Source organism: Photorhabdus akhurstii (genome assembly GCF_018448925.1).
GTDB lineage: Bacteria > Pseudomonadota > Gammaproteobacteria > Enterobacterales > Enterobacteriaceae > Photorhabdus > Photorhabdus akhurstii.
Genome location: NZ_RCWE01000001.1, coordinates 474,113 through 488,571, shown reverse-complemented (window position 1 = coordinate 488,571; position 14,459 = coordinate 474,113). Strand labels below are relative to the sequence as shown.

Here is a 14,459-nt window from a genome sequence, read left to right as displayed (position 1 = left end):
GAAACACACCGCCTTAATGATACGGTTGCATTATCCGTCGTCGATGAATTAGAAACACTATAAATATGTACACAGATGATAATTTCATGGTTGTAAATAAGTTACTCAATGGAAGCCAGTTATCAAAGCTGCATACATTTGAGATAGCCGCTCGCCACTGCTCCTTTGTTCTGGCCGCTGACGAATTAGCTATCAGTGCCAGTGCGGTCAGCCATCGAATCAGTTCTCTGGAACAAGAGTTGGGATTCAAACTCTTCCAACGTTTTCACAGAAAAATTGAATTAACCTGTGAAGGAAAGCGTTTATTTTGGACAATTAAATCGACGCTGGAACATCTAAATCAGGAAATTCTGGAAATAAAAAATCAGGAGTTATCGGGTAATCTGACTATTTACTCCCGCCCGACCTTTACTCAATGCTGGCTAGTGCCTAAATTGGCTGATTTTAATCAGCTATATCCATCCATCAACCTGAACATCTTAGTCGGTAACGAAAATGTGAATTTCCGCGGTTATGGTATCGATCTTGCGATTTATTTTGATGATATTATATCCAACGAGTTATCACATCAATATCTGATGAGCGAATATATTACCCCGGTATGTAGCCCACAATATGCCGAAAAGCATAACCTAATGGGAAATATCGATAATCTACAATACTGCACACTATTACACGATAAACAAGCATGGAGCTATGACTCCGATACCAAAGAGTGGAATACATGGGCAGAACACTTTAACGTTACATTGGACCCATCACACAAGTGTATTGTCTTTGATCGCTCCGATTTAGCTGCCGTTGCCGCAATACACCATGCGGGTGTTGCAATGGGCAGAAAAAATATGATTTGGGAGAAAATTGAAAACAATGAATTAGTCGCCCCCTTTCCCAACACTGAAGTATTATGTAAACAATATTACTATACCTGTACCCTGCCTCAACAACAGAATGAGAAAGTCAATGCCTTTATCCAATGGCTAAAATCAACTATAGACGAATAAAAATATAGCCAGCCATTAACGAACATAATAAACCTGCCTTGTTTTAAGTGGTGATTGAGCTTTAAGTGGCGATAGTGAATCGCCACAGAAATTTGACACCGGATTCTACCCTATTATTAGTAACAGTTATTTCATTTAGCGCTGCTGCTAAAAGTCAAGTCGATGTCTCAAAGATCTTTGAAAATATTAAAATTATTGAATAATTTCATGACTACAAAGTAAATATTGTTGATAATTTCCCAGACTGAAAGTCAAAATTGTCGATAATTCCTCTAACTCTACTGAAAAATGGAAATTTATTAATTCATTTCCTGATGACAAGATTCAGTCTTCTACAAAATTCCAGTCTTATTAAGTTAATCTTAACCCCTTGGTAATAAATAAGTATTTCAACCATAGAGATAATATCTATCGACTGCAATAGCCATTTATTATTTCCACATTTTTACTGGAATTTCTATATCACTATTTCTATCCTTAAAAAACCAGCAATAATGTAATGATTTGAAAATAACGTCTAAATTTAATCAAAAAATATATACTGATGATGTAAGTTATGATATTTATCACAACTGCTAGTAAGCAAATCGTTTAAATGAGTTATAAAGTCGTTTATTTTAGAAGTATATAGAGTGTAATGAAATGCAAAAATTGTTATTAAGCTGTGGAGTTATCTTTTCTGTATCTGTGATAACTTTACCTGCTCAAGCTGAACAAAATACAGCTTCTATCGGATACGCCTACGTGAAACCACAAGATGTAAGCGCACTAAATGGTGCAACATTGAGTTACCGATATGAGCTTGATGATCAATGGGGGCTATTATCATCATTTACCTTTGCTAAAGGAGATGAAAAAGAAACAACAAAGGAATACCACTCAAAAGGTGATATTAAGTATTATTCCCTAATGGCGGGCCCAACCTATAGGATTAATGATTATATTAGCTTATATGGCCAACTGGGATTATCTAGGATTAATACAAAATTTTCCACTCACTTTAGTACTGGAGATACCGAAAAGGATGAAGCAAGCAAAAATACTTTAGGTTGGGGAGCGGGTTTTATTATTAATCCAACCACCAATACTTCAATTACCGCCGGTTATGAAGGTAGCCGCTTTAGTATTAAAGACGGAAACGAGAAAGATCATTTATCTACTAACGGTTTTAATATAACTGTCGGCTATCGTTTCTAACTTGATTAATGTTCAATGTATCATCACCAAGGTTGAATATCGTATTTACAACCTTGGTGTTTTCATAAATATTGAATAGGAATAATTATTTATTTTAAAACTAATAGGAACCTAGAGAAAACAAACAATAACTTATAGGTGTTTTTGCACTATTCACTTTAATCAAGTTAGAAAACATTATCACAAAAAATCATAGAAGAACTTCAGGTATCATTACCTACATTACAAGAAATGGTAACTGCGAAAGAAATTCAGAAGATATATGTATTTATCACTAAATCATCTTAAGAACATACGGAGAATGTTAAATAAGACTTGGTACGATTATGACACGAATAAGTTACATAGAAAAATAAGTTGTCAGTGAAATATTCACAACTCATTAATTTGATTGGTGGGTTGTCGGGGGCTCGAACCCCGGACCAATTGATTAAGAGTCAACTGCTCTGCCGACTGAGCTAACAACCCAATACGAGTAATTATTCCCCGATACAAAGCTGTCGTCAATATATTATAGCCACTTTTTTCTGAACGAATAATTCATACTCAATTCCAACAGCACTAACAAGTTAAATTGTAACCAATTTGTTTTTAAAGTGAGATCAGGCTGTTATTACTATAGTAATCTGTGTCACAATATTTTTCGCAAACATCATCATATATAAGGCCACTTAAAGAGCCGTAACAATTTACCGAAGAAAATATTGGATACTACATACTATGGCAGAAAATATACACACTTCACTTTCCGCTAAAACCGGGGAAACGCAGTTACAACGCAATCTAAGCAACCGGCATATACAACTTATCGCTATTGGCGGCGCCATCGGCACAGGTCTGTTTATGGGATCAGGGAAAACAATCTCTCTCGCCGGACCATCGATCATATTCGTTTATATGATTATCGGTTTCATGCTGTTCTTCGTGATGCGAGCAATGGGTGAACTATTGCTTTCGAACCTGAATTATAAATCATTCAGTGATTTTTCCGCTGATTTACTCGGGCCTTGGGCAGGTTTTTTCGTCGGCTGGACTTACTGGTTCTGTTGGGTCATTACCGGTATCGCCGATGTGGTCGCGATCACGTCTTATATCAGCTATTGGCAACCGGATTTTCCACAATGGCTCACTTCCCTACTCTGCGTTTCACTATTGCTCTCCCTGAATCTGGCTACAGTGAAATTATTCGGAGAAATGGAATTCTGGTTCGCCATGATAAAAATCGTTGCAATTGTCGCCCTAATTGCGATAGGTGCTGTTCTGATTGGCATGAATTTTCAATCTCCAGCCGGTCATACCGCTTCACTGGCAAATATATGGAATGATGGTGGATTCTTTCCCAAAGGGTTAAGCGGATTTTTCGCCGGATTTCAGATAGCCATATTCGCCTTTGTGGGCATTGAATTAGTGGGTACTGCCGCCGCGGAAACTAAAGATCCAATGAAATCCCTTCCCAGAGCCATTAATGCCATTCCGATTCGTATTATCACCTTCTACGTGCTGGCGCTGATAATTATTATGTCAGTCACACCGTGGCGTTCAATCATTGCAGACAAAAGTCCTTTTGTTGAGCTGTTTGTTCTCATCGGTTTACCCGCAGCCGCCAGTATCGTGAACTTTGTGGTATTAACCTCTGCCGCCTCTTCAGCCAACAGCGGTGTTTTCTCCACCAGCCGTATGCTATTTGGGTTAGCAAAAGAAGGCGATGCGCCACAGCAATTCAGCCGCCTTTCACGCCGTTCCGTACCTGCATCGGGGTTAATTTTCACCTGCTTATGTTTATCCTGTGGTGTGGTGCTGATTTATTTAATTCCTGATGTTATGCATGTGTTTACCTTAGTAACCACCGTTTCAGCCATTCTGTTTATGTTTATCTGGAGTATGATCCTATGCTCATATCTGGTTTACCGAAAACGTCGCCCGGCATTACATAAGGCTTCAACCTATAAAATGCCATTGGGTATTATCATGTCATGGGTCTGTCTGGCATTTTTTGCATTTGTTCTGATATTACTCACTTTACGGGATGATACCCGCCAGGCATTAATCATCACGCCAATCTGGTTTATGGTTTTAATTATCGGTTTTCAAATTGTAAAAAAACGTAGAACACGTTTGTACAGTTAACTTATTCAAATCCTTAATATCTATATGACCTGTTGGAATAATACTCCGCAGGTCTTTTTTATTGCTGCAAGCTGAAAAATTCCCACTACACTTACTCTACCGGTTAAGAAAATCTTCCTTATAAAAGCATTAGGCAATTTTCATAACATGATCATTTCACCTTATTCCATCAATAATATTTACCCAATGGATTTCAAGATGGATCGCGACGGCAAGGGAGCGAATCCCCGGGAGCATAGCAAACTATGTGACCGGGGTGAGTGAGTGCAGCCAACAAAGAAGCAACTTGAAAGATGAAGGGTATTGATGAATTTAAATAACAGGCTGCTATTATTGTAAACTTCGCAGCCACTTTTTAACCTTGTAGGAGAAAGTAATATGACTAAAATTCTTGTGCTTTATTATTCCATGTATGGTCATATTGAAGCGCTGGCATCCGCAGTGGCAGAAGGCGCTAAAAAAGTCGCTGACGTAGAAGTCACGATTAAACGCGTGCCAGAAACCATTCCACCAGAAGCATTTACCAAAGCAGGTGGTAAAGTAGATCAATCTGCTCCGATTGCATCCGTACAAGAGCTGGTTGATTATGATGCCATAATTATCGGCACCCCAACCCGCTTTGGTAATATGGCCGGCCAAATGAGAAACTTTCTAGATCAGACCGGCGGCCTGTGGGTCGAAGGTAAACTGTACGGCAAAGTCGCTAGCGTCTTCACTTCCACAGGCGTTGGCGGTGGTCAGGAGATGACGATTACTTCAACCTGGACAACACTCGCCCACCACGGCTTTATTATTGTACCGATTGGTTATGGTATTCCTGAAATTGGCGATATTTCGCAGATGCAAGGAGGAACACCCTACGGCGCCAGTACTATTGCTGACGGTGATGGTTCTCGCATCCCCAATGAAAATGAATTGAAGATCGCCCGTTATCAAGGTGAGCATGTAGCGAAAATCGCTAAAAAACTGAAAGATTAACATGATATCAAGACGAAGCGACTGAGCTGACGCGCCAGACTCTGGAGGTAAGGCTTACTGATGCGATGCATAAACCCACTTTCCGAGTCGGTTGTGCTCACCTTCGTCTTTTTTTGCCGCCCCTTTATGGCTGACCTGAACATATCGAATTCAAATATCCAAACACTTTTCTCTTAAATTAAATATGCCTTTTAAAAGAAACTATTATTTTCTCAATATAAATTTGTTTACTCATGCTTATATTCTTATTATTAAAGTTGATATCATTATATTGTCAATATACATATTAAAATAGTGACCAAGTGGACAATTCGTTTTTTAATATTAACATAAAAACAGCACCATTTAATAAGACCTTAACTTAAATCACATAAATATAATAATTTTCGGTCTAATATCCCTCCAAATAAATGATATCGGTAATATCAAAATAAGAGGACAGATCATGAAAGCATTAGTATTAGAAAAAGCAGGTCAGATTTCAATTCAAGACTGGGAAGCCCCCGAAATAGTGGGTGAAAATGATGTTGAGATAAAAATTCATTCGGTGGGAATTTGCGGCAGCGATGTGCATTATTACCAATACGGGCGCATTGGGCCATTTATTGTCGAAAAACCGATGATCCTCGGGCACGAAGCATCAGGTGTCATCACAGCAGTAGGTAAAAATGTGACTCACTTAAAAATCGGCGATCGTGTCTGTATGGAACCTGGCATTCCTAATCTGCAATCACCACAATCACGGGCAGGTATTTATAACTTAGATCCAGAAATCCGTTTCTGGGCGACGCCCCCTATTGATGGCTGCTTACGAGAAAGAGTTATTCACCCAGCGGCATTTACGTTCAAATTACCTGATAATGTCAGTTTTGCCGAAGGTGCAATGGTTGAACCATTATCTATCGGTATGCAAGCAGCCACAAAAGCAGAAATTAAACCTGGAGATATCGCATTAGTTGTTGGCGCCGGCACGATCGGAATTGTTACCGCACTTGCTGCATTAGCCGGTGGTTGTTCTGATGTCATTATTTGTGATGTGTTCGATGAAAAACTAGAAATTGCAAAGCAGTATCCAGGTCTCCACCCTGTTAATAGCAAAGTACTTGCTGAGAAAGTTAACGTATTAACCGATGGTAATGGCGTCAATATTCTCTTTGAATGTAGTGGCGCAAAACCGGTCATTGCCACTATTTCAGAGCACATTGCGCCGGGAGGAATAGCTGTTCTGGTCGGTATGCCTATTGATCCGGCGCCACTTGATATTGTCTCTGCTCAAGCTAAAGAGATCACATTCAAAACTATTTTCCGCTACGCAAATATGTATCCTCGTACTATCCGTTTACTGAGTTCTGGCAAGCTCAAAGTAACCCCCTTATTATCCGCAACCTATAAATTTAAAGACAGCGTTCAAGCTTATGAACGAGCCGCAGAGGGTCGCCCGACAGATATCAAAATTATGTTGGAAATGGAGTAACGCATGGCGCTCTACGCTGGTATCGATTGCGGTACACAAAGTACTAAAGTCATTATTGTCAATAGCCAAAAAACGCATATTTTGGGTGAAAGCAGCTCGCCTCACCCAATAATTAGCGACTCAAACGGCCGTCGTGAACAACAGGTTCACTGGTGGACGGAGGCATTGGAGAGTGCCTTTTCTCAAGCGATTGAGCAAGCCGGAATTTCTGGTACAGAAATTGTCGCTCTTGCCGTATCAGGTCAACAACACGGTTTTGTTCCTCTGGATGCAGAAGGCCATGTTTTAGCACCGGTAAAACTCTGGTGTGACACTGAAACTGCGGTCGAAAATCAGGAAATTATTGACGCACTCGGTGGTATCCAAGCCGCTTTAATACAACTCGGATTAATGCCGCAAACAGGTTATACCGCATCAAAAATTCTTTGGTTCAAAAAATACCATCCTGAATTATGGGAAAAGCTGGATACCGTTTTATTACCTCATGATTATCTCAACTATTGGCTAACAGGCAGATTAGTTGCCGAATATGGTGATGCTTCAGGAACCGGATTACTGAATATTCGTAAACGCGAATGGGATAACCAAACTGCCCAATTAATTGATCCGGATGGCCGTCTTTGGCATGCACTGCCTGAATTGGTTTCCGCTGAGACCTGTATTGGCACAGTAAGGCCCGAAATAGCAAGAAGATTAGGGCTTTCACCGACAACCAAAGTTGCGTCTGGCGGGGGCGATAATATGATGGCTGCAATTGGAACGGGCAATATCGTTCCCGGCATCACGACCATGAGTTTAGGTACCTCTGGCACCCTATTCACTTACTCTGACAAACCAATTGTCGCTGATTCTGGAATGATCGCGGGTTTCTGCTCCTCTAATAATGGATGGCTACCATTGATTTGCACGATGAATGTGACTTCAACAACAACCACTATTCAAAAGCTGTTTAATATGGATATTCAGGCTTTTAATGACACATTGAACCAGAGTAAACCCGGTGCTAATGGTTTGATGATGCTACCATTTTTTAATGGTGAACGTGTCCCGCCACTTCCCCACGCCAAAGCGAGCCTCCATAACTTGGATACTAGCAATATGAATCAACAAAATTTCATTTTGGCGGCAGTTGAAAGCGCCACCTACGGGCTACGTTTTGGTATTGAATTATTTCGCAAACAAGGGATTGAAATTAATGAGATCCGTTTGACCGGCGGCGGCGCTCGCAGCAAAAAATGGCGACAAATTGTGGCTGATATCATGAATACGCCGGTTATTTGTGTCACCAATCAAGAAGCTGCCGCCCTAGGTGCTGCTATTCAAGCGATGTGGTGTGATTCCTTGACAGAAGAAAAAGACAAACAAGCGCAGCTCGCCCACCTTTGCCAACGCTTTGTTCATCTTGATGAGGAAACCCGCACCGTTCCAACTCCCGAAACAGCCGCATTATATGACGTGCTTTATCAAGATTATTTATCTCTGTTGACTGCTGAATATCCAGAGGTGAAAGTATGAAACATTGACCGCCGATAATTCTCCCAGTGAATGACTCAAAGTTACCGGCATCCAATAATTTTTCATGATGAAAAAAACAAACCTCGCTATTTTAAACGAGGTTTGTTAGTGGTCTGGTGAAGGCATTTCGCCTTCACACTTTTTTACCTTTATTTCAATACTTTATCTCAATTCATTTAGTCTTGTATTGCGCCTCAGCATCAATAAAACGCTGTTGCGCTGTTCTGCTCGGCGCTTTACCCAACAGACTCACAACCACGATCGCAATAGAAGCTAAGATAAAGCCAGGAATAATTTCATACAACGCAAACCATTGGTACTTCATCCATACCAATACCGTAACGGCCCCTACCAACATCCCCGCTAATGCGCCATTACGTGTCATACGTTTCCAGATAACAGAAATCAGTACCACCGGGCCAAACGCAGCACCAAATCCAGCCCATGCATTACTAACCAGAGCCAGTACTTTATTGTCCGGATTGGTTGCTATCACCATCGCAATAACCGCCACCAGCAACACCATGAAACGCCCTACCCACACCAACTCTTTCTGACTGGCAGATTTACGGATAAAGGGTTTGTAAAGATCTTCCGTCAAAGCACTTGCACACACCAGCAACTGACAGCTTAAGGTACTCATCACCGCGGCCAAAATAGCGGAGAGTAAAATGCCTGCTATCCACGGATTAAACAGAACAACCGCCAATTCCATAAAGATACGCTCACGGTTGGCTGTAACCGGGCCAGACAGTTCAGAATGCATTTCAAAATAAGCAATACCGAAGAAACCGACAGCAATAGTGCCTGCCAGACATAACACCATCCAAGTCATACTAATACGACGAGCCTTACGGATAGTGTGATGGGAATCTGCCGCCATAAAACGCGCGAGAATATGCGGCTGACCAAAATAACCCAACCCCCAACCTAATAACGAGATAATGGCGATAAAGTTCAACCCTTTAAACATATCTAAATAAGCCGGACTTTTTGCCACTATCAAAGCCAGAGAGGTATCAATGCCGCCTACAGAGAAAATAACGATAATTGGGGTCAAAATAAGCGCAAAGATCATTAATGAAGCCTGAACCGTATCGGTCCAACTGACCGCCAGGAAGCCGCCAAGGAAAGTATAAGCAATCGTTGCGGCTGCACCGAGCCACATGGCTTTCTGATAACTGATACCGAACGTACTTTCAAATAACAATCCTCCGGCAACGACGCCAGAAGCACAATAGATAGTAAAGAAGATCAAAATAACCAACGCAGAAATAATACGTAGGATCTTACTGCTATCGTCAAAACGACTGGTGAAATAGTCCGGCAATGTTAGCGCATTATTATTGACTTCGGTCTGGATTCGTAACCTGCCTGCCACCAATTTCCAGTTCAGGTAAGCGCCTAAAGCAAGACCAATGGCTATCCAGCTTTCTGAAATCCCCGCAAAATAGACTACGCCAGGCAAGCCCATTAATAACCAGCCACTCATATCCGAAGCACCGGCAGACAAAGCCGTTACCACGCTACCTAATCGCCTTCCTCCCAAAATATAATCATCAAAATTTTTGGTTGAGCGATAAGCCAAAAAACCTATCAACAACATACCAGTAATGTAGACAATAAAGGTGATTAGCATTGGTGTATTTACTGTCATGCAAGTTCTCCATAGTGTTATCTGTGTTTTGCAAATCCGCAGTTCTCCTGGGTACACAGAGTTTTCCCTGTCAGGTTCAGGAACGTTGCACCTGATTGCACCTAAAAATGGTCCATAATTCTAAATTGAAATAATTATTTTTGTAACCAATTAGAAAGTTACAGTGAATCCTAGATTAGCATCAGGTAATTTAACAACAAATTAACGCCATTTTTTACAAGAAACGTCTACTGAATCACATTTATTTGCTTTAAAAATTATACTTTTTAACCATTTCAGGGTTACACCCCTATATTTCGCTATAAAATAGTAAACCAATGTGTATCAATCAAATAAAGTCACAAAAATAAATATATCCACCTAATTATAATAACTAGATTAATTTCACAAAAATAAAACAAGCGCTTCTCATAAGGTTGCACAAAGTTGCAACATGTCAGATATTATCATGCAATTTTAGATAAACCTTACCTATTAAGGAGCGAGGATGGGTAGTACAACAATGGGCGTGAAGCTTGATGAAGCAACGCGCGATCGCATTAAAGCTGCGGCACAACGGATTGACCGCACTCCACATTGGCTAATTAAACAAGCTATTTTTAATTACCTTGAACGTCTTGAAAATGATGAACAGATCGCTGAACTCTCTGCTAATCAAGATATTAAAGAAGAGAAGATAATCACAGAAGAAACGGCACCAGATTCTGCTCATCAACCTTTCCTCGACTTCGCAGAGCATATCCTGCCTCAATCAGTAAAACGTTCCGCAATTACTGCGGCCTATCGCCTGCCAGAAACACAGGCAGTTCCCATGCTGCTACAACAGGCGCAATTACCAGAAGATCAGGCACAAGCGACTCATAAACTGGCTTACAGCATTGCAGAAAAACTGCGTAACCAAAAAAACAGCATTGGTCGTTCAGGTCTGGTTCAAGGGTTATTACAGGAATTCTCGCTCTCATCTCAGGAAGGAGTTGCGCTAATGTGTCTTGCGGAAGCCTTGCTCCGTATTCCTGATAAAGCCACTCGCGATGCGCTAATCCGCGACAAAATCAGTAACGGCAACTGGCATTCCCATCTGGGCCAAAGTTCATCCATGTTTGTCAATGCAGCAACCTGGGGGCTGCTGTTTACCGGCAAACTGGTCTCTACCCACAACGAAGCCAAACTCTCCAATTCGCTGAATCGCATTATCAGTAAGAGCGGCGAGCCATTAGTGCGTAAAGGCGTAGATATGGCAATGCGCCTGATGGGTGAACAGTTTGTTACCGGAGAAACCATCGCTCAAGCGCTGGCAAGTGCACGTAAACTGGAAGAAAAAGGGTTCCGTTACTCCTATGACATGTTAGGTGAAGCCGCTTTAACTGAGGAAGATGCTCAGAATTATATGGTTTCCTATCAACAAGCGATTCATGCTATCGGGAAAGCATCTAACGGCCGCGGCATTTATGAAGGACCTGGAATCTCTATTAAGCTTTCTGCGCTGCACCCGCGTTATAGCCGTGCTCAATATGAACGCGTTATGAACGAGCTATATCCACGCCTGCTTTCCCTGACATTACAGGCACGCCAATATGATGTTGGTATCAATATTGATGCCGAAGAAGCCGATCGTCTGGAAATTTCCCTCGATTTGTTGGAAAAACTCTGTTTTGAACCACAACTGGCTGGCTGGAATGGCATTGGTTTCGTTATTCAGGCTTATCAGAAACGCTGCCCCTTTGTTATCGATGCAGTCATTGACTTAGCACAACGCAGCCGCCGTCGGTTGATGGTGCGACTGGTAAAAGGCGCTTACTGGGATAGCGAAATTAAACGCGCTCAAATCGATGGGCTGGAAGGCTATCCGGTTTACACCCGCAAAGTTTATACTGATGTTTCTTATCTGGCTTGCGCCCGCAAATTATTGTCAGTACCCAATCTGGTTTATCCTCAGTTCGCTACCCATAACGCTCATACTTTAGCTGCCGTTTATCATATGGCTGGCCAAAACTATTATCCTGGTCAATATGAGTTCCAGTGTCTGCATGGCATGGGAGAACCCTTGTATGAACAAGTGGTCGGGAAAATCGCTGACGGTAAATTAAACCGCCCATGCCGTATTTATGCGCCAGTAGGCACTCACGAAACACTGTTGGCTTATCTGGTCCGTCGCCTGTTGGAGAACGGCGCTAACACCTCCTTCGTCAACCGTATCGCCGATACCACATTACCACTGGATGAACTGGTCGCCGATCCGGTGAACAAGGTTCAGAAGCTGGCCGAAACCGAAGGCCAAATCGGTCTTCCACATCCGAAAATTCCTCTGCCTCACAATCTGTATGGCAAAGATCGCGCAAACTCAGCCGGTCTGGATCTTGCCAACGAACATCGTCTGGCATCTCTTTCCAGCGCGCTATTAAGTTCTGCCACCGAAGAACGGTATAGCGAGCCACTACTGGGCGGCAATTATCACCATCAAGGTGAGTTACCGGCCGCTAAACCAGTTATTAACCCAGCGGCACCTTCGGATATTGTCGGCTATGTTCGTGAAACCACTGAACAGGAAGTCGGTCATGCGCTGGATGTCGCAACAGAAGCCGGCGCAATCTGGTTTGCGACTCCCCCATCAGAACGAGCTGCTATTCTGGTTCGCGCTGCGGAATTGATGGAAAACCAGCTGCAACCGTTATTAGGTATTTTGGTTCGAGAAGCCGGCAAAACCTTTAATAATGCAATTGCCGAGGTACGCGAGGCGGTCGATTTTCTCTATTACTATGCGGGACAAGTTCGTCATGATTTCGCTAATGATACCCATCGTCCACTGGGGCCGGTTGTCTGTATCAGCCCGTGGAATTTCCCATTAGCCATTTTTACCGGGCAGATAGCGGCTGCATTGGCTGCCGGTAACAGTGTATTAGCAAAACCTGCGGAGCAAACCCCATTAATTGCGGCAACGGCAGTCAAAATACTGCATCAAGCAGGTATTCCCCACGATGCATTGCAATTATTACCTGGCCGAGGTGAAACCGTTGGTTCTCTTCTGGTGGGAGATGAGAGAGTGCGCGGCGTGATGTTTACCGGCTCCACCGAAGTGGCGAGTCTATTACAACGTAACATTGCCGGACGACTTGATGCACAAGGGCGCCCAACCCCTCTGATTGCCGAAACCGGTGGTCTGAACGCCATGATTGTCGATTCTTCCGCGCTGACAGAACAAGTTGTTACTGATGTGGTCGCCTCTGCTTTTGACAGCGCCGGTCAACGTTGTTCTGCCCTGCGTATCCTCTGTATTCAAGATGATGTGGCAGAAAGAACCCTTACCATGCTGAAAGGCGCCATGTCTGAATGCCGGATGGGTAATCCTGAACGCCTGTCTACCGATATCGGCCCGGTCATTGACGCGGAAGCCAAAGCCGGCATTGATCGCCATATTCAAACAATGCGTACCAAAGGACGCACGATTTATCAGGCAGCACAAGATAATGTGGTTGACAATCAAGAGTGGGATCAAGGCACTTTCGTTAAACCGACACTGATTGAATTGGAAAATTTCAATGAATTAAAACAAGAGATTTTCGGCCCGGTTCTACATGTTGTCCGTTTTAAACGTAACGAGCTGGATAAATTGCTGGATCAGATTAATAACTCCAACTATGGTCTGACCTTGGGCGTCCATACCCGTATTGATGAAACGATTGCACAAGTTACCGCCAAAGCGAAAGTCGGCAATCTGTATGTCAACCGCAACATGGTAGGCGCTGTTGTTGGCGTGCAACCGTTCGGTGGTGAAGGCTTATCCGGTACCGGGCCGAAAGCAGGCGGCCCACTCTATTTGTACCGTCTGCTCTCTTGCCGTCCTCAAAACGCGATCAACCAAACGTTGGAACGTCAAGATGCTGAATATCCACTGGATGCCAATATTCGTCTATCGCTGATGACCTCTTTTGATGCACTGACAGAATGGGCAACCAAGCAGCACAACGAAGAGCTAAATCAGTTGATTCAACAATATAAATTGTTGGCACAAGGCGGCACCACCCGCCTGTTGCCGGGGCCGACCGGCGAACGCAATACTTATACCCTGTTGCCTCGTGGCCAGGTGTTGTGTCTGGCGGATAATCAACAGGATACATTCATTCAACTGGCAGCAACATTATCTGTAGGCTGTCAGTTGCTATGGCAAAATGATGAACTACATCAGCAACTGTTTCGTCAATTGCCAGATAGCGTCCGTAAATCAATCAATTTGGTTCAGGACTGGCAAAGTGAAGATACGGTATTCGAAGCGGTTATTTACCACGGCGATTCTGATCAATTGCGCCAAGTTTGCGAACAAATCGCTCAACGTAAAGGCGTTATCATTTCCGTACAAGGTTTTGCCCGTGGAGAAACTAATCTGCTGTTAGAACGTCTGCTACATGAACGCTCACTGAGCATTAACACCGCAGCGGCGGGGGGTAATGCCAGCCTGATGACTATCGGTTAATTTCGGCTGTAGTTAAGGGGAACACATTAAAAAGGTGTT

8 protein-coding genes and 1 tRNA gene are annotated in these 14,459 nt (G+C 42.8%); 7 read left to right on the top strand and 2 right to left on the bottom strand.

Features of this window, described 5'->3' with window-relative positions; translation table 11 throughout:
• Positions 1-65 precede the first annotated feature (65 nt).
• Both dsdC and EAE93_RS02170 read left to right on the top strand, forming a co-directional pair.
• Positions 66-1,004 (top strand): DNA-binding transcriptional regulator DsdC, encoded by a 939-nt coding sequence (gene dsdC, locus EAE93_RS02175; protein ID WP_105397776.1) that lies wholly within the window; start codon positions 66-68, stop codon positions 1,002-1,004.
• A gap of 642 nt (positions 1,005-1,646) precedes the next feature.
• Entirely contained in the window at positions 1,647-2,201 is a 555-nt protein-coding gene (locus tag EAE93_RS02170) for an Ail/Lom family outer membrane beta-barrel protein (protein ID WP_214038981.1), read from the top strand.
• Positions 2,202-2,593: 392 nt separating this feature from the next.
• On the opposite strand, the gene EAE93_RS02165 is transcribed toward EAE93_RS02170, so the two are convergent.
• Positions 2,594-2,669, bottom strand: a tRNA-Lys gene (locus EAE93_RS02165).
• A 252-nt stretch (positions 2,670-2,921) separates the two neighbouring features.
• Between EAE93_RS02165 and cycA the strand changes: the two genes are divergently transcribed.
• From cycA to xylB, 4 genes are all read left to right on the top strand, one after another.
• Positions 2,922-4,328, top strand: coding sequence for a D-serine/D-alanine/glycine transporter (gene cycA / locus EAE93_RS02160; RefSeq protein WP_036807566.1), 1,407 nt, complete (start codon positions 2,922-2,924; stop codon positions 4,326-4,328).
• Positions 4,329-4,706: 378 nt separating this feature from the next.
• On the top strand, positions 4,707-5,306 hold the full coding sequence (wrbA, locus tag EAE93_RS02155) for an NAD(P)H:quinone oxidoreductase (RefSeq protein WP_036775494.1): 600 nt from the start codon (positions 4,707-4,709) through the stop codon (positions 5,304-5,306).
• A gap of 445 nt (positions 5,307-5,751) precedes the next feature.
• Positions 5,752-6,780 carry an NAD(P)-dependent alcohol dehydrogenase gene (locus EAE93_RS02150; RefSeq protein WP_214038980.1) on the top strand — a complete coding sequence of 343 codons (1,029 nt, stop codon included), beginning with the start codon at positions 5,752-5,754 and terminating at the stop codon, positions 6,778-6,780.
• 3 nt (positions 6,781-6,783) lie between these two features.
• Entirely contained in the window at positions 6,784-8,295 is a 1,512-nt protein-coding gene (xylB, locus tag EAE93_RS02145; protein WP_214038979.1) for a xylulokinase, read from the top strand.
• A gap of 172 nt (positions 8,296-8,467) precedes the next feature.
• On the opposite strand, the gene putP is transcribed toward xylB, so the two are convergent.
• Positions 8,468-9,952, bottom strand: coding sequence for a sodium/proline symporter PutP (gene putP / locus EAE93_RS02140; RefSeq protein WP_214038978.1), 1,485 nt, complete (start codon positions 9,950-9,952; stop codon positions 8,468-8,470).
• A gap of 487 nt (positions 9,953-10,439) precedes the next feature.
• On the opposite strand from putP, the gene putA reads away from it, so the two are divergent.
• On the top strand, positions 10,440-14,420 hold the full coding sequence (gene putA / locus EAE93_RS02135) for a trifunctional transcriptional regulator/proline dehydrogenase/L-glutamate gamma-semialdehyde dehydrogenase (RefSeq protein WP_214038977.1): 3,981 nt from the start codon (positions 10,440-10,442) through the stop codon (positions 14,418-14,420).
• Positions 14,421-14,459: the final 39 nt, after the last annotated feature.